The sequence below is a fragment of the Streptomyces toyocaensis genome (assembly GCF_000725125.1).
GTDB classification, from domain to species: domain Bacteria; phylum Actinomycetota; class Actinomycetes; order Streptomycetales; family Streptomycetaceae; genus Streptomyces; species Streptomyces toyocaensis.
On sequence record NZ_JFCB01000040.1, the window covers coordinates 1 to 17216 of the forward strand.

Annotated in this window: 13 protein-coding genes; 2 read left to right on the forward strand and 11 right to left on the reverse strand. The window is 73.0% G+C overall.

Annotation, left to right across the window (positions count from 1 at the left end; translation table 11 throughout):
- Positions 1 to 300: 300 nt before the first annotated feature.
- Complete coding sequence (locus BU52_RS29135) at positions 301 to 1308, reverse strand: stage II sporulation protein M (RefSeq protein WP_037940078.1); 1008 nt, start codon at positions 1306 to 1308, stop codon at positions 301 to 303.
- Between the two features lie 93 nt (positions 1309 to 1401).
- On the opposite strand from BU52_RS29135, the gene BU52_RS29140 reads away from it, so the two are divergent.
- A complete protein-coding gene (locus BU52_RS29140) occupies positions 1402 to 2340 on the forward strand; it encodes an RDD family protein (protein WP_037940081.1) in 939 nt (312 codons plus the stop codon).
- 26 nt (positions 2341 to 2366) lie between these two features.
- Here the strand turns inward: BU52_RS29140 and BU52_RS29145 are convergent, their stop codons facing one another.
- From BU52_RS29145 to BU52_RS29175, 8 genes are all read right to left on the reverse strand, one after another.
- Positions 2367 to 2981, reverse strand: a complete 615-nt coding sequence (locus BU52_RS29145) for a hypothetical protein (protein WP_037940083.1) — start codon at positions 2979 to 2981, stop codon at positions 2367 to 2369.
- A 151-nt stretch (positions 2982 to 3132) separates the two neighbouring features.
- Entirely contained in the window at positions 3133 to 4590 is a 1458-nt protein-coding gene (gene ahcY, locus BU52_RS29150; protein ID WP_037940085.1) for an adenosylhomocysteinase, read from the reverse strand.
- Between the two features lie 309 nt (positions 4591 to 4899).
- Positions 4900 to 5880 carry a cation diffusion facilitator family transporter gene (locus BU52_RS29155; RefSeq protein ID WP_037940087.1) on the reverse strand — a complete coding sequence of 327 codons (981 nt, stop codon included), beginning with the start codon at positions 5878 to 5880 and terminating at the stop codon, positions 4900 to 4902.
- Positions 5881 to 6024: 144 nt separating this feature from the next.
- Positions 6025 to 7176: a mannose-6-phosphate isomerase, class I gene (gene manA / locus BU52_RS29160; protein WP_037940090.1), complete on the reverse strand. Its 1152-nt coding sequence runs from the start codon at positions 7174 to 7176 to the stop codon at positions 6025 to 6027.
- A gap of 102 nt (positions 7177 to 7278) precedes the next feature.
- Positions 7279 to 8406, reverse strand: coding sequence for an SIS domain-containing protein (locus BU52_RS29165; RefSeq protein WP_037940092.1), 1128 nt, complete (start codon positions 8404 to 8406; stop codon positions 7279 to 7281).
- 87 nt (positions 8407 to 8493) lie between these two features.
- Positions 8494 to 8664: a Trm112 family protein gene (locus tag BU52_RS34280; RefSeq protein ID WP_078903505.1), complete on the reverse strand. Its 171-nt coding sequence runs from the start codon at positions 8662 to 8664 to the stop codon at positions 8494 to 8496.
- Between the two features lie 80 nt (positions 8665 to 8744).
- Positions 8745 to 10115: a phosphomannomutase/phosphoglucomutase gene (locus tag BU52_RS29170; RefSeq protein ID WP_037940093.1), complete on the reverse strand. Its 1371-nt coding sequence runs from the start codon at positions 10113 to 10115 to the stop codon at positions 8745 to 8747.
- A gap of 144 nt (positions 10116 to 10259) precedes the next feature.
- Entirely contained in the window at positions 10260 to 10682 is a 423-nt protein-coding gene (locus BU52_RS29175; RefSeq protein ID WP_037940096.1) for a DUF3499 domain-containing protein, read from the reverse strand.
- A 282-nt stretch (positions 10683 to 10964) separates the two neighbouring features.
- Here BU52_RS29175 and BU52_RS29180 point away from each other — a divergent pair, with 282 nt between their 5' ends.
- A complete protein-coding gene (locus BU52_RS29180) occupies positions 10965 to 11438 on the forward strand; it encodes a metallopeptidase family protein (RefSeq protein ID WP_078903508.1) in 474 nt (157 codons plus the stop codon).
- Positions 11439 to 11967: 529 nt separating this feature from the next.
- On the opposite strand, the gene BU52_RS29185 is transcribed toward BU52_RS29180, so the two are convergent.
- Positions 11968 to 13428, reverse strand: coding sequence for a DUF5719 family protein (locus BU52_RS29185; protein ID WP_037940100.1), 1461 nt, complete (start codon positions 13426 to 13428; stop codon positions 11968 to 11970).
- Positions 13425 to 17057: a glycosyltransferase gene (locus BU52_RS29190; RefSeq protein WP_078903506.1), complete on the reverse strand. Its 3633-nt coding sequence runs from the start codon at positions 17055 to 17057 to the stop codon at positions 13425 to 13427. The genes BU52_RS29185 and BU52_RS29190 overlap by 4 nt, the downstream gene beginning before the upstream one ends.
- Positions 17058 to 17216: the final 159 nt, after the last annotated feature.

A 17216-nucleotide genomic window follows, 5' to 3' on the forward strand; every position in this document is an offset into this window, starting at 1 on the left:
ATCTTTTCGATCCGATTTCCTCGGTGCTTTCCAGGTCCACGCTTTCGCGTTTTCCTTTCCGGCGGATCCGACTTTATCAGAAGTTTCGGGGCGGATTGACCGGCCTTCGTTTTCCGATTCATCGGGAGGTGCTTCCGCGAAATCATCGTTTCGTCGAGAAGCGGCTAGATGCTCACTGCCACCTTGCGGGTCGTACCCCGCCTCCAGGCAACTGTTCGAATCTACCTCCCCACACGCGCCGTGTCAACGGCTCCTGCGGGGCGAAGAGGAGACTAGCAGCTCGACGGGCTCACTCGCACATCAGGCGGCCATGGGCACGTCGGCACTGCGCTCGGACGCTTCGAGGTCGCCCGTCGCGCCGGCGCGCGCGGCACGCCGGCCCAGCCCGTAGACGTAGGCCAGGAAGGCCAGCTCGGCGATGACCCCGACGGTGATGCGTGCCCAGGTGGGCAGACCCGACGGCGTGACGAAGCCTTCGATGGCGCCCGACACGAAGAGGACCAGGGCGAGACCGATGGCCATGGCAAGGGCTGCGCGGCCCTCTTCCGCCAGGGCCGTGCGCCGCGTGCGGGGGCCCGGGTCGATGACGGTCCAGCCGAGGCGGAGCCCGGTCCCGGCGGCGACGAAGACGGCGGTGAGTTCCAGCAGACCGTGCGGCAGGACCAGGCCGAGGAACGTGTCGAGGCGCCCGGCCGAGGACATCAGGCCGAAGCCGATGCCGAGGTTGAGCATGTTCTGGAAGAGGATCCAGAGGACCGGCAGGCCGAGGAAGATTCCCAGGATCAGGCAGAGCGCCGCGGCCCAGGCGTTGTTCGTCCACACCTGTGCGGCGAAGGAGGCCGCGGGGTTGCTCGAGTAGTACGTCTCGTACTGGCCGCCGGGGCGGGTGAGCTCGCGCAGCTCGCTGGGGGCGGCGATGGACGCCTGTACGTCGGGGTGCGTGCCGACCCACCAGCCGAGCAGGACCGCCACGGCTGTGGAGAGCAGGGCCGTGGGCACCCACCAGTGGCGTGACCTGTAGACGGCGGCCGGGAAGCTGTGGGTCAGGAACCGCGTCACGTCCCGCCAGGACGCTCGGCGGGCGCCGGTGACGGCGCTGCGCGCGCGTGCCACCAGTTGGCTGAGCCTGCCGGTCAGCTGGGGATCGGGAGCGGCCGACTGGATCAGGGAGAGGTGGGTGGCGGTGCGCTGGTAGAGCACGACGAGTTCGTCGGCCTCCGCGCCGGTGAGGCGGCGCTGGCGCCGCAGAAGGGCGTCGAGGCGGTCCCACTCCGCGCGGTGGGCGGAGACGAAGACGTCGAGGTCCATCGGTGTGCCTGCTCCCCGGCTGTTCGTCGGCGGTCGGGTCATCAGCTTGGCAGACTGACGGTGTTCGGGGCAGACCAGGGAAGGGCGGCGGGCGTGAGTGAGCTGGTGACGGGCGAGGCGGTGGCGTTGGAGCTGCGCCCCGCGAGGCTGCCCAGCAGGGCGCTGGCCGTGCTGCTCGATCTGGCGGTGGCCGTCGCCGTGTACATCGCGGTGACCATCGGCCTCGTGGCCGCGACGGCCTCGTTGGACCAGGCGGCGCAGACGGCGATATCGATCGCGGTGTTCGTCCTGGTGCTGGTGGGCGGGCCGATCGTGGTCGAGACGCTGAGCCACGGACGGTCGCTCGGGAAGATGGCGTTCGGGCTGCGGGTGGTGCGGGACGACGGCGGTCCGATCCGGTTCCGGCACGCGCTGGTGCGGGGCCTGATCGGTGTGATCGAGATCCTGATGACGTTCGGTGTCGTGGCGTGCGTCGCCTCGCTGGTCTCGGCGCGTGGCCGGCGGCTCGGTGACGTGTTCGCGGGGACGCTGGTCGTGCGGGAGCGGGTGCCGGCCGGGCGGGCGGACTTCGTGCCGCCGCCGCCTCCGTGGCTGGCGGGGCGTTTCTCGGGACTTGATCTGTCGGCGGTGCCCGATGCCCTGTGGCTTGCCGTCCGCCAGTACCTGACCCGGATGCGGCAGCTCGACCCGCAGGTCGGCTGGTCGATGGCCGAGCGGCTGGCCACGGACCTGGCGGACCGTACGGGGGCGCCGGTGCCGCCGGGGGTGCCGCCTGCGGCCTATCTGGCGGCGGTGGTGCAGGAGCGGCAGGCCCGGGAGGCCCGGCGGACGTTCGGGGACGGGGCCGTCCCGGGTGCCGGGCAGGTCGGGGCGTCGGGCGCCCCGGGTGGCCATGTCCCGGCCGTGCGCCCTTCCGCGGCCGTGCCGCCGGTGGCCGGGCCGCCCGTTCCGCCGGCGCATCCGGACGCCGCTCCGCGGGGCGGGGCGTCATCGGCCGACCGGCCGTCCACGGGGTTCGTACCGCCGGCGTAGGGGCTCGGGGGCTCGGGACTCGTCGGTCAGCCGAAGGCCGACGGTGGGGACGCGAGGTCTTCCAGCTCGACTCCGGGGGCGGCGAGGACCACGTCGCCGGCGAGGTGCACGGCGTGCTGTTCGCCCGTGTCCAGGGCTGTGACCCGGTACGCGTCCACGGTCAGGGGGCCGTTGTCAGTGGCGTGTGTTTCTCTGTCCACCAGCGCCCAGGACTGGTCCAGGGTGCGCGGGGCGAGGACCGGGTCCGTGAAGGCGACGAGGCGTACGCGGGTGGCCGTGGCGGAGGGGGTGAGGCGCAGCAGCCGGGCGGTGGCGACGAGGAAGGCGGGGGACGATCCGGTGAAGGCGTGGGCGCGCACGTTGCCTTCGGTGGCGTGGACTCCGGAGGGGTCGGTGCGGACCCAGGTGACGCCGTCGAGAGCGGCGCCGCGGACCTGCCAGCTCCCGGCGTGCAGTTCGAGGCGGATGGGGCGGCCGAGTTCGTCGAGGGCGAGGTCGACCGAGCCCAGGTGATCGCCGGAGGGGGCGGTGAGCTGGGAGACGTAGCGCCAGCCGGAGGGGCCGGGGGCGCACTGGAAGTGCTCTTCCGCGAGGGGGGTGTGATCGTGCGGATCGTGGAGCGAATAGCGGCCGCGGGGCATGGGGGTCCTGGGTCGTGACGAGCTGGGCCGGTCGCCGGTCCGCCAACGGGGCAGGCCCCCGGCACGGGGGTGCGGGGGCCTGCCTCGGAGGACCTGCCGCCGGGGAACGCGTCCGTGGCCCGGACGTGCTCCCCGCGGTGGGAGCGTCGGCTCAGTAGCGGTAGTGGTCCGACTTGTACGGGCCCTCGACCTGGACGCCGATGTACTCGGCCTGCTCGGGGCGGAGGGTGGTCAGCTTCACGCCGAGCGCGTCGAGGTGCAGGCGGGCGACCTTCTCGTCGAGGTGCTTGGGCAGCACGTAGACGCCGGTCGGGTACTCGTCGGGCTTGGTGAACAGCTCGATCTGGGCCAGCGTCTGGTCCGCGAAGGAGTTGGACATCACGAACGACGGGTGACCGGTGGCGTTGCCCAGGTTCAGCAGGCGGCCCTCGGACAGCACGATGATCTTCTTGCCGTCCGCGAAGGTCCAGGTGTGGACCTGCGGCTTGATCTCGTCCTTGACGATGCCCGGGACCTGCGCGAGGCCGGCCATGTCGATCTCGTTGTCGAAGTGGCCGATGTTGCCCACGATCGCCTGGTGCTTCATCTTGGCCATGTCCGAGGCCATGATGATGTCCTTGTTGCCGGTCGTGGTGATGAAGATGTCGGCCTGGTCGACGACCTCGTCCAAGGTGGTCACCTGGTAGCCGTCCATCGCGGCCTGCAGGGCGCAGATCGGGTCGATCTCGGTGATGATCACGCGGGCGCCCTGGCCGCGCAGGGACTCCGCGCAGCCCTTGCCCACGTCACCGTAGCCGCACACGACGGCGGTCTTGCCGCCGATCAGGGTGTCGGTGGCGCGGTTGATGCCGTCGATCAGCGAGTGGCGGCAGCCGTACTTGTTGTCGAACTTCGACTTGGTGACGGCGTCGTTGACGTTGATCGCCGGGAACAGGAGGATGCCGTCGCGCTGCATCTCGTACAGGCGGTGGACGCCGGTCGTGGTCTCCTCGGTGACACCGCGGATCTCGGAGGAGAGCTGGGTCCACTTCTGCGGGTTCTCGCCCAGGGTGCGGTTGAGCAGTTCCAGGATGACGCGGTGCTCGTCGGACTCGGCGGTGTCGGGCGAGGGGGCCTTGCCGTCCTTCTCGTACTCGACGCCCTTGTGGACGAGGAGGGTGGCGTCACCACCGTCGTCGAGGATCATGTTGGGGCCGCCGGTGGGGCTGTCCGGCCAGGTCAGCGCCTGCTCCGTGCACCACCAGTACTCCTGGAGGGTCTCGCCCTTCCAGGCGAAGACCGGGACGCCGCGGGGGTTGTCGGGCGTGCCGTCCGGGCCGACGGCGATGGCGGCCGCGGCGTGGTCCTGGGTGGAGAAGATGTTGCAGGACGCCCAGCGGACGCGGGCACCGAGGGCGACCAGGGTCTCGATGAGCACGGCGGTCTGCACGGTCATGTGCAGCGAGCCGGTGACCCGGGCGCCGGCCAGGGGCTGGGCCTCGGCGTACTCCTTGCGGATCGCCATCAGGCCGGGCATCTCGTGCTCGGCGAGGGTGATCTCCTTGCGGCCGAACTCGGCCAGGGAGAGGTCGGCGACCTTGAAGTCCTGTCGGTTGTCGACAGTCGTCATTACGAGCTGCTCCTCGGGGTGTGGGTCGAGGTGGGTACGGCTGGTCTGCGCGGCGGCGGACACATGGGGTGCCCGAAGAGGACACGGGCATGCCGCGTGCGCGCAGCGCAGTCCGTCGGAGGCCCTCTCTCCCTCGGCCGGACCCCGGTGGGACCGACCGACCGCCATCAGCAGCGACGTCTGGCTCCGTCCCAAGCTACACCGCGAGGCCCGGCGACCCCCAGTCCGGCCGCGTACACATCAGGCCGATCTGGGGGCCGCCGGGCCTCGTCCCGCGCGTGCGCTCCGCGCGGCGGGTGATCGGGGCGCCTAGTGCTCGGTGCCGTGGGGTGCGGGGCCGCCGGGGGTGGCCTGGGGGTCGGGGCCCTTGGCGGCTTCCGTCTCGCTGTAGATGTCGGGTTCGAGGTAGATCACGCGGGCGATCGGGACGGCCTCGCGGATGCGGGACTCGGCGGCGTCGATGGCGGAGGCGATGTCGGTGGCGGTGTCGTCGTGCCGGACGGCGATCTTCGCGGCGACCAGCAGCTCCTCCGGACCGATGTGGAGGGTGCGCATGTGGATGATGCGGGTGACGGTGTCGCCGTCGACGACGGCGGCCTCGATCTTCCGCGTCTCCTCGGCACCCGCGGCCTCACCGAGCAGCAGCGACTTCGTCTCGACGGCGAGGACCAGGGCGATCACGATGAGCAGGACACCGATGCACAGGGTGCCGATGCCGTCCCAGACGCTGTCGCCGGTGGCCAGGGCCAGGCCGACACCGCCGAGGGCGAGGACGAGGCCGACGAGCGCGCCGAGGTCCTCCAGGAGGACGACCGGCAGTTCGGGCGCCTTGGCGTGGCGGACGAACTCCTTCCAGGAGCGCCGGCCGCGCAGGACGTTGGACTCCTTGATGGCGGTACGGAAGGAGAAGGTCTCGGCGATGATCGCGAAGATCAGGACGCCGACCGGCCAGTACCAGTGCTCCAGCTCGTGCGGGTGCTTGATCTTCTCGTAGCCCTCGTAGAGGGCGAACATGCCACCGACGGAGAAGAGCACGATGGAGACGAGGAAGGCGTAGATGTAGCGCTCGCGGCCGTAGCCGAAGGGGTGCTGCGGGGTCGCCTGGCGCTGGGCCCTCTTACCGCCGACCAGCAGCAGGGCCTGGTTGCCGGAGTCGGCGAGCGAGTGCACCGACTCGGCGAGCATCGACGACGAGTTGCTGAAGAGGAACGCCACGAACTTCGCTACCGCGATCGCGAGGTTGGCGGCGAGTGCCGCCACGATCGCCTTGGTGCCGCCTGACGCGCTCATGTGTTCGCGTTGTCCCTTCGTACGCCGTGTGGGGTCCGGGCAGGCGTGTGCGTACGCCGCCCCGGGTGCCGCCCGTCCTGTGACGGTGGGACATTGTTGCAGCCCCGTCGGGCGACGGCGTGTCAGGTCGCCGTCACGGGATGATCAGGCGACGACCGTGGCCCTGAACAGCGTTCCGGTACCCGATGCTTCGGCTTTCTCACCGGCCGGGACGAAGACGGAACGGCCCGGAGCCAGCGTGTGCTCGCCCGCCCGGACGGAGCCGGCGGTGCAGAGCAGGATCTGCGGGGTGGCGAGGGTGAGGTCGTGGGTGGTGCCGCCCTCCGGGAGGACGTAGCGGGAGAGGCGGAACTCGTCGACGGGGGTCTCGTAGACCTCCTCGCCGTCCGGGCCGGCCTCCGGGCGCAGCACACCGGGGTCGCCGGCCTCGAAGCGGACGATGCGCAGGAGTTCGGGGACGTCGACGTGCTTGGGGGTCAGGCCGCATCGCAGGACGTTGTCGGAGTTGGCCATGATCTCGACGCCGAGACCGTTGAGATAGGCGTGCGGGACGCCGGCGCCGAGGAAGAGGGCCTCGCCGGGCTGGAGCCGGACGTGGTTGAGGAGCAGCGCGGCGATGACGCCGGGGTCGCCCGGGTAGTGGTGGGCGATGTCGGCGTACGGGGCGTAGGCACCGCCGAGCCGGTCGCAGGCGGCGGCCGTCTCGGCGACGGTGCGGGCCATCTCCTCGGGGTCGGCGGTGAGGATCGCGGTGAGGACCTCGCGCAGGGCCGCCTCTTCCGGGTGGGCGTGCAGCAGGTCGACGTACGGCTTGAGGGAGTCCACGCCGAGGCCGTCGAGGAGCCCGGCGGTGCGCAGCGGGTCGCGGAAGCCGCACAGTCCGTCGAACTCGGTGAGGGCACAGACCAGTTCCGGCTTGTGGTTGGCGTCCTTGTAGTTGCGGTGCGGGGCGGTCACGGGGACGCCCCGGCTCTCCTCGTCCGCGTACCCCTCCTGCGCCTGCGCCAGGTCGGGGTGGACCTGGAGGGAGAGGGGGGCGCCGGCGGCGAGGAGTTTGAGGAGGAAGGGCAGCCGGGGGCCGAACCTGGCGACCGAGTCCGCTCCGAGTTCCCTCTCCGGGTCGGTGTCGATGACCTCGACGAGGGTGCCCCGCTCGGTGCGCGAGGGCGCGCCGGGGTGGGCGCCCATCCACATCTCCGCCTGCGGCTCGCCGGTCGGTTCGGTGCCGAGCAGCCGCGGGATGGCGGTGGTGGAACCCCAGGCGTAGGGGCGGATCGTGTTGTCGAGGCGGTCCATGGGGTTCTCTGCGTTCCTTCTGCCGGTTCTCGTGCGGGCGCGTGGTGCCGTGCGGCTGCGTGCGTCTGCGCGATAGGTGGGTTCAGCGGTACCCGGGCATGATCAGGCGCCCGAGGCGAGCGCCAGGTAAACGGCGGCGAAATCCGTGACGGCGATCAGTTCCGCGAGGGTCTCCAGCTCGCCGCCCGCCTCCGGTTCCAGCTCGCTGATCGGTGTGTCGTGGGTGAGCGCCAGCTCCCGGGCGGCGGGAGCGGCGGTGAGGCCGCCGATCGGGCGGTCGCGGAGCAGCACCACGCGCGCGTGCAGGGCGGGCGCCTCCTCGACGCGGTCGCGGAAGAAGTCCTCCGGGTCCGCGCTGGCGGCGAGCGGGCCGGCGAGCAGTGCGCTGTGCGCGGCGAGCGCTTCGGGAAGTTCGGCCACCACGGCGGGAGTGCCGGAGAGTTCGGCGAGGGCCGCGGCGAAACGGCGGCCCGCCGGGCCGGCCGAGACCCCTTCGGTCCATACGACGGGCAGCGCGTCGGCGAGTTCGGCGGCCAGGGTCTTGGCGGGGTTGCTGTAGGTCGCGATGGCGGGTCCGCAGCGTTCGGCGATGCCGTCGAGACGGTCGGCGACCTTCTCCAGGGCGTCCTGCGGGGCGCCGAGCAGGCCCGCGCGGTCCAGGAGGGCGAGCAGCGGGGTGAGCAGCGCCCACAGGACGCCGGGGGCTGAGGCGGCGAGGGGTTCGTCCTGGTCGTAGGGGGCCGTGGCCATGGGGACGAACAGGCCGACGGAGCCGTTCACCGTGTCGGCGAGCGGGGTACGGGCGGGGGCCACGGCGACGACGGTGCAGCCGCGGCGGTACGCCTGTTCCGCGAGCAGGGACAGGCCCGGTTCGGTGCCGTCGGGGGTGGCGATCAGCAACAGGTCGACGGAGCCGGCCCAGCCGGGCAGTTCCCAGCGCAGGGCTCCCGCGGCGGGGGCGACGCCGGTGGGGGCGAGCCGGGTGACGGGACTGCCCGCGCCGGCCAGGGTGCCGAGGAGGTCGGCGGTCTGGGTGGCGGCGGCGCCGGGGCCGGCGATCAGCACCGCGCGGGGGCGGCCGTCGGGCTTGAGGTCGTTGACGCCGGCTTCGGCGGCGAGCCGCGCGGCGGTGCGGACGCGGGCGCCCGCTTCCGCGGCGCCGCGGAGCAGTGCGCGGCGGTCGGCCTCGGCGAGGCCCTCCGGTGAGTCGAGCAGCGATTCGTCGAGCATGGGCGGCAGGCTCCGATCTTCGATCGGCGGGGCCGCGTCGGTGCGCGGGGCACCGGTCGCGGGCGCGGGCGCGGGCCGGATCGTCGGTTATGCGGGGCGGCGGGCTTCGTCGACGAGGAGGACGGGGATGCCGTCGCGGACGGGGTAGGCCAGGCCACAGTCCTGACCGGTGCAGATCAGCTCGGTGTCCCGCTCCTTGAGGGGGGAGTGGCAGGCCGGGCAGGCGAGGATCTCCAGGAGGCCGGCTTCGAGTGGCATGGGGGTCCCTTCGCTGGGTGGATGTGCTGGTCAGGGTACCGCCGGTGGGGGGTGGGCGGCGGGGTCGGCGGGTGGCGCGGTCAGGAGGACCTGATGAGGGCCAGGGCCTCGTCGCGGATCTTCGTCATCGTCGCCTCGTCGCGGGCCTCCGCGTTCAGGCGGAGGAGCGGTTCCGTGTTGGAGGGGCGGACGTTGAACCACCAGTCGGCGGAGGTGACGGTGAGGCCGTCCAGCTCGTCCAGGGTGATGCCCTCGCGGCCCTCGTACGCGGCTCTGATCGCGGCGAGGCGGGCCACCTGGTCGTCCACGGTGGAGTTGATCTCGCCGGAACCGGAGTAACGGTCGTACTGGGCGACCAGCGCGGAGAGGGTGCCCTGCTGACCGCCGAGGGCGGCGAGGACGTGCAGGGCGGCCAGCATGCCCGTGTCCGCGTTCCAGAAGTCGCGGAAGTAGTAGTGGGCGGAGTGCTCTCCGCCGAAGATCGCGCCGCTCCTGGCCATCTCGGCCTTGATGAAGGAGTGGCCCACACGGGTGCGGGCGGGCGTGCCGCCGTTCTCCCGCACGACCTCGGGGACCGACCACGACGTGATCAGGTTGTGGATGATCGTGCCCTTGCCGCCGTTGCGCGCCAGCTCGCGGGAGGCCACCAGGGCGGTGATCGCCGACGGGGAGACCGGTTCGCCGCGCTCGTCGACGACGAAGCAGCGGTCGGCGTCGCCGTCGAAGGCGAGGCCGAGGTCGGCGCCCTCCTCACGGACCCGCTTCTGCAGGTCGACGAGGTTGGCCGGGTCGAGGGGATTGGCCTCGTGGTTGGGGAAGGTCCCGTCGAGTTCGAAGTACATCGGGACGAGGGTGAGCGGCAGGCCGGCGAAGACCGTCGGCACGGTGTGCCCGCCCATGCCGTTGCCCGCGTCGACGACGACCTTCAGGGGGCGGACGGACGTGAGGTCGACGAGCGAGCGCAGGTGCGCCGCGTAGTCGTCCAGCGTGTCGCGCCGGGTGATCGTCCCGGGCCCGCCCGCGGCCGGCTCGGGGGCGCCCGACTCGCTCCACCGCTCGACGAGTTCCCGGATCTCCGTCAGGCCCGTGTCCTGGCCGACCGGGGCGGCGCCCGCGCGGCACAGCTTGATGCCGTTGTACCGCGCCGGGTTGTGCGAGGCCGTGAACATGGCGCCCGGGAGGTTCAGGGCGCCCGAGGCGTAGTACAGCTGGTCCGTCGAGCACAGGCCGATCTCGGTCACGTCGACGCCCTGGGCCGCCGCTCCGCGCGCGAACGCGCCCGACAGGGCGGGGGACGACGGTCGCATGTCATGCCCGGTGACGACGGCGGTCGCGCCGGTCACCCGGGCGAAGGCGGCACCGAAGAGCTCGGCGAGCGTCTCGTCCCACTGGTCGGGGACGACTCCGCGCACGTCGTACGCCTTCACGATCTGCGACAGATCAGCAGCCACGGCCAGCCCTTCCGGAAGTCCTGTCGGTCACCATGGTCACCACGGTCACCACAAACTACCCGTAGAGGGGGAGACCTCGCCCCGGTGTCCGGGCCGGCGGGCGAACGGCTCGGGCGGCGTTCGGCGTTCGGGGGTGCTGCCGGGTCAGTTGTCCGGGGAGCGGAGAACTCGCAGGTGGCCGCGGCGTGCGACCTCCATGGGGTCGGCCGTGCGGGAACCGCCGGCGGCTCCGGCCGCTCGCTCCTGCGGGCGGGCCGCCTCGCGCACCGCGTTCGCCAGCGCCTCCAGGTCGTCCCCGCTGGGCTGGGCCGGGGCCGAGCCGTCGAGGAGGCGGACGACCTCCCAGCCGCGCGGTGCGGTGAGGCGCTCGGAGTGCTCGGCGCACAGGTCGTAGCAGTGGGGTTCGGCGTAGGTGGCCAGGGGGCCGAGGACCGCGGTGGAGTCGGCGTAGACGTACGTCAGCGTCGCGACGGCGGGACGGCCGCAGGCGGTGCGCGAACAGCGACGTACAGGGCTCACGATGTTGGACGGTACCGCACTCTTGAGCGGGCCGCGACGACTCTCCACCAGGTCACTCCACCGTGTCGTAGTGTGAAACGCCCCACATACCCCTTTGGGCTGACGTTGCTGACCTGGTTCTACGCGCGAGCGGGCCGGGACGGCCGGTTCTGATTCCGGTCAGCATTTGGCACAAACACCGTCAAATACCGTGAGGCCAACGGTCCGAAGAGATACGGAAACGAGCCCAACCTTGGCCGGAATGGTCATGTTGTGACATGCCGCGCGGGTCGGCGTGAAGGCGTGCGGGGATCGGGCGGGGCGGCCATGTGACGACTACCCTTCGCAGTGATGGACAGCCCTGTGACTCCCCGTCCCGCCGGCCCCGGGCCCCGACGCCGTGATCGCCACGGCCGGGGCATGCGCGGGCCGATCGCACCACCCCAGGTGCCGCTCGCCGCCAGCCGCGCGGAGACGTTCGCGGATCTTGTTCAGGATTCGGTGGAGCGGCTGGAGCGGCGGTGGCCGCAGCTCGCCGACATCGATTTCCTCGTGCTGGACGTTCCGCGGCTGGATGGCGCGGGGGCGGGAGCGGGGGCGGGGGCGGGGGCGGGCTGGAGCAACGAGGCGGTGCCGCTGGGCGGGGCCGTGACCGCTCGCGAGGGGCGGCCGGCGCGAGTGGTGATCTACCGGCGGCCGGTCGAGATCCGGACGAAGGGGCGGGACGAGCGGGCGGCACTGGTGCACGAGGTCGTGGTCGAGCAGGTGGCGGACCTGCTGGGGTTGACGCCGGAGACTGTGGATCCTCGGTACGGGGAGGACTGACGAGGTGCCGGCCGGGGGTCGTGTGCCTGCGGCGCAGCTTTCCCAGCGGTTTGGGCTCGGGTAGCGCCTTCGGGTGGTGGGTGGGTCGGGGTCGGGTCGGGGGTGTCCGTCCTCGGACTGGCGCGACCGGGTCGGCCGGTAGAGGTGCGGGGCGTTTGTTCGCACCAGCCGCTGCGGGCGCACACCCCCGCCCCGCCCCCTTCCCGCCGTAGGCGGCTGTCCCACGCCCACCGCACCCCGCGCCGTACGCGCCTGCCGCCGCTTCCGCGGGCCGCCGCCTCCGCTGTCTTCGCCGGCCGCCGCACCCGCCGCGCCCGCGTTCCCGCATTCCCGCGTTCCCGTATTCCCGCGGGCAGTCGTGCCGCTGGGGCGATGGGGGTACCTCCCGCTCATGGGGGTCCCCCCGCTCGGGCGAAGCCGAGAGTGGGGGAGGGTGGGCGCGACGGCACCCCGTGGGCGCCGGGCTGCGCAGCCTCCCCCGGGCCACATCGACGCCGGACACCCCGTAGGTCCCGCCTGGGCGGAGGCGCTACCTCTGCAGAACCGACAGGTCCTCCGTCGCCTCCGGTACCGCCACCGTGCCCCGGTCGTCCGGGAGGGGCTGGACGGTGAAGAACGGGACGCCGTCCTTCGTCGTCGCCAGGGTGCGGGAGGCGTAGACCGGCGTGTCCGACTCGGGTTCGAGCGTGAGGGCGTACGTCCCCTCGGGGTGGGAAGGCGCCTCGATGTTCTGCGTCGTGCCCGACTTGATCGTGTACGTCTTGGACGCGGGCGCGCCCCCCTCCGTGCCCGCGGAGGCGGTCACCTTGACCGTGGCGGTGCCCTCGGGCGCGGTCACGGAGAGCGTCGTGCCCTTGGCCGTGTTGTCCACGGCCGTCGCGCGCGTCCCCACCGGTCGTGCCGCCGGGATGAACGCCGATTCCTGCTTGTCCCCCTTGCCGCGCAGCACCCGTACCGCCGCGACGACCGGCACGGAGCCGTCCGGCGCGGTCAGCACCAGGGAGCCGGCCTCACCGCGGGTGATGTCGCCCAGGTCGACGGCCGCCGTCATGCCGCCCTTCACGTGCAGGGTCTCGTTGCCGGCCGGGGTGATCAGGCCGGAGGGGGAGGCGAGGCGTACCTTCAGGTCGACGTCGGCGTCCTGCGGGGTGAAGGCGACCAGGCGTACGGATGTGGCGTCCTTCGGGATGCCGGGCAGGACCAGGCCGCCCGACGGGTCGGTCGACGCGGGCAGCCAGTCGCCGCCCAGCTTGTCGTCCAGGGCCTGTACGGCCGCGCCGACCCGGCCGCTGCGGACCACCACATGCACGGTGACGTCGGTCTGCTTCTCGTCGGTGAGCGTGGACAGCAGGACCGGCTCGGCGGAGTGCGGCTGGACCGTGATGCCCTCCCCCACGGTCGACTTCAGGGCGCCGTCCTTGCCGTAGAGCTCGATGTCCACCACCGCCGCCGAGTCGTCGGGGTTGGTCAGGTGGACGTAGTCGGTGCGGTCGGCGCCGGTGCTCGTGCCCGGGAACCAGAACTCGGTGTCGGCGGCCGTGCAGGTGACGCCCTGCAGGCCCCGGCCGGTGCCCGCGGCCACCTCCGTCGTCTGCTGCACGGTCCAGCCGGGCGCGAAGCGGCCCTCCGCGGTGCCGACGAGGGCGGGGGCCTCGCCCCCGGAGGCATCCCCGGTGACCGGTTTGCCGGGGGCCTCGGGGTTCAGTACGGGCTTGTCGCCGGACTTCGTGTTCTTCGTGGCCGGGCGGAGTTCGGCCCTGCCCCCGTTCTCCGTGCCCTCGGTGACCGGCGTGAAGGACGTGTACGTCGTCTCGGCCAGGTCGGAGGCGCTCGGCTGGGGGCACAGCAGGGTCGTGCGCTCCACGGGGAGGTGGGCCGCCGCCCTGGCCGGCTCGTCGGTGGCCGTGCCGGGTGAGGACACGGCGGCGAAGCCGGTGACGGCGGCGAGGGCGGTCACGCCCGCGATCAGGGACAGGGTCGTGCGGTTCACTGCTGGCTCCCGTCGGGACGCTCACTGCCCGTGCCGTTGGGGTCGTACGAAGTGTCGTAGCCCTGCGGGTAGTTCTGGTCGTAGCCGTCCTGGGTGTACGTCTGGTCGTACGGCTGCTGCTGGGTGCCGTAGGCGTACGGGTCGTACTGCTGCTGGTAGGCGTCCGGCTGGTAGGGGCGGCCGTAGGCGTCCGTGGAGTACTGCTGCTGGTACGGGTCGGCCGGGTAGGCGTTGTCGGTGGGGGGCGCCGCCGGGTCCCAGTCGCCGTAGTCGGGCTGTTGGGGAACGGGAGCCGGCGGGGCGGGGGCCTCTTCCTCGGCGGTCGCTTCCTCCGGGGCGGCCTCCGCCTCCGCCTGGGCGCGCAGACGGCGGGCCCGGCGGCCCTCGCCGGCCAGGGCCTCGGCGGGGACGGGCGGTTCCTCGGGCAGGTCGTCGTCGACGTCCCGGCGGCGGCCGGGCAGCGCCATGACGACGAGGACCAGGGCGAGCAGGCCCTGGGCCCACAGCCACGCGGTGTGGGTGACCGGGTCCTCGTAGGTGACGTCCAGCGTGCCGCCGGAGGAGGGGAGTTCGAAGCCCTGGGCCCAGCCGTCGACCGTGGTGCGGGTCAGCGGCTTGCCGTCCAGGGTGGCGGTCCAGCCGTCGGCGGCGGCGTCGGCGAGGCGCAGGACGCGGCCCTCGGCGCCGTTCGGGATCCTGGTGTGGATCTCCACCGGGCCCGCGGCGACGGGCTGTGGCTCCGCGTCGCCCTCCCCGGCGGGGACGATGCTCGCACGGGCGACCTGCCGGTCGACCCGCCACAGGGCGCCACCCGCCTGCTGGCTGAGCCGGCTCAGGCCGGGTGTGGCGTCCAGGACGCGGGTGACCTCGCGCGGCGCTCCCCGGTGGACCAGGACGTAGCGGACGGCGAAGCCGCCGAGCTCGTCGGCCTGGTCGGCGCCGGATCCGGCGACGAGGTTGGCGACGACCTTGTCGAGCCTGCTGTTCTCGCCGTCCACCGCGGCGATCTCGGCGTCGCCCATGCGGGCGCCGGAGCCGCGGACCAGCACGTAGCCGACCCGGGCGGTGGAGTCGCTGTCGAGGACCAGGGTGCGGGCCTGGTCGCGGGTGCCGCTCTCCTCGGCGACGAAGGCCGGCACCTGGACGGGGTGGCGCCGCTCCACGGGTCCGTCGGCGCCGCGGATCATCCAGCCGGCGGCGAGGACCAGCGGACCGACGGCGCAGGCGAGGGCGATCAGGGCGGCGACCGGCTGACGCCAGCCGAAGCTCTGCTCGGCGACACGGGAACGCGCGCCGTCCGCGCCGAGCGTGGCGGCGGCCAGCACGGCGATGCCGTAGACGAGGGTGGCGGGACCGGCCCAGGCGGTGTTGTTGGACAGGACCGCGAAGACGAGGCCCACGAGGGCGGCCGTCCACGCGGTGAGGATGGCCGTGCGGCGCTCGGCGCGGAGCAGGGCGGCGAGGGCGGCGAGCACCAGGCCGGTCAGTACCGGACCGCTGCCCGTGCCGGGGCCGCCCGGGCTCGCGCCGAGAAGGTCGAGGGCGGACGCGGCGGAGGGGCCGTACTCCAGACCGGCCTCCCGGAAGAAGCCGAAGGGGAGCAGCGAGAGCGACCACGGGGCCAGGACCAGCAGGGGCGTGCCCAGTTGGGCGACGAAGCGGAGTCCGTAGGCGGGGATGTCGGTCCTGCGCAGGGCCAGTACGCCGACGCCGAGAACGAGGGCGACGGGCCACACGATGGGGGTGAACGCGGTGGTGACGGTGAGCAGCAGCGCGTACGCCCAGGTGGCGCGCCAACTGCCGCGTACGCCCGAGGGGTTGCCGAGGCCGCTCGCGGCGATGCCCGCGCGGGCGACGAGCGGCAGCAGCACGGCGAGTACGGCGGTGCCGATGCGGCCGCCGGCCAGGGCGCCGGTGGCGGCGGGCAGGAAGGCGTAGGCGACGGCCGCCCACGCGCGCAGCAGCCGGGACTCGACGAGCGGGCGGGAGGCGAAGTACGCCGTGAAGCCCGCCAGCGGCACCGAGAAGACCAGGAGGATCGTGACGGCGAGGCCGGTGGAGCCGAGGAGGAGCGAGGCGAACGCCGCGACGACCGCCAGGTAGGGCGGTGCGGAGCCGGTGCCGCCGGCGCCCACGGCGTGCCAGGCGTCGGTGTGGCGCGCCCACAGGTCACCCGCGTCGGCGGGCGCGGGGAGCAGTGCACCGCCCGCGAGCGCGCCGCCGCCGAGGAGCCCGCGGCAGGCCGCCAGGGAGACCAGCAGCAGGACGAGGAAGAGCACCGGTCCCGGCTTGCGCGCGATGCGCTTGAGCCGGGCGAACTGCTCGACCTCGAGGAAGTCGGCGTCGTCACCGCCGGGTCCGGACTCGATGGCGCTGCCGTGCCGTCCCGCGCCGGAGGCGGCCTCGGGGTCGGAGCGGCCGACGATGTTGCTCGCGACCTGCTCCACGGTGACGCGTACGGTCGCGCCGGGCGGCGGGAACAGCGGCCGCAGTTCGCCCTTGTCGGTCTGCGGGCTGCCGCGGTGGCGCCGTCCGGCCAGGATCCGTTCGGGGCGCAGCAGGGTGCCCATGAGGCCGCGGATCTCGTCGACGGCCTGTCCGGGCGCCTTGCCGACGAGGTAGGCGAGGGTCCGCAGCAGGGTGCCGAGGACGACCCGGAGCAGCACCCAGGGCAGCGCGGCGGTACGGGCGTTGACGAGCAGCGTGTAGACGGCGCCGGCCTTGTCCACCTTGTGCGGGGAGGCGGCGGTGCGGCCCACGCAGTCGACGGTACGGCGCTCGCGGGAGGCGGCCTCGGCGTGCCGGACGACGGCGTCGGGGGCGATCAGGACCCGGTGTCCCGCCGAGTGCGCGCGCCAGCACAGGTCGACGTCGTCGCGCATGAGGGGGAGGTGCCGGTCGAATCCGCCGAGCCGGTCGAAGACGTCGCGGCGGACCAGCATGCCCGCGGTGGACACCGACAGCACGGGCCGTACGTGGTCGTGCTGGCCCTGGTCCTGCTCGCGGCGGTCCAGGCCGGTCCAGCGGCGGCCGGAGTTGGCGATGGAGACGCCGACCTCGAGCAGCTGTCTGCGGTCGTACCAGCCACGGAGTTTGGGGCCGACCACGGCCACGTCGTCGCGGCCGAGCTCGTACTCGTTCTCCACGACGCGCAGCAGCTGGGCCAGCGCGTCGGGTTCGGGGGCGCAGTCGTCGTGCAGGAGCCAGAGCCACTGCACCGGTTCGCCGTGCGGGAGTTCCGGCATGTCGTAGGCGTCGTCGCGCCAGCTGCGGGTGGCCGGGTCCCAGCCGCTCGGCCGCTTCAGGTACGGCAGCTCGTCCGGCGTGAGGTGCGGGGCGCTGCGGTTGCACTCCTCGACCGCCTGGCCGAAGCCGGTGCGCCGGGCGAGATGCAGCACGTGGTCGTCGCCGAGGGCCTCGGAGACCAGCCGGGCGGAGTCGTCCGCGCTGCCGGTGTCGGCGCCTATGGCGAACTGGACGGGGCGCTCCTGGCCGAGCAGCCCGGCGAGCGTGTCGGGCAGCCAGCGGGCGCCGTCGTGGGAGACGAGGACCGCGGTCACCACGTGACGCGGGAACTCAGGAGTGGCAGCGAGGTCTTGCCGGGCTGCCGTGTGGCTGTGCACGGACATCGAGGTACGGGCCCCGGTTCGGTGGACTGTGGGGACCCCCGTGCCCGGTGGGGGCAGCGGGGCGTCTCGGACGAGCGACCACACTATCGGCTGGGCACCACAGCGGCCCGCCGCCTGTGGACAACCACCTGCGACGGGCCTTAAGTGACGTATGTACGA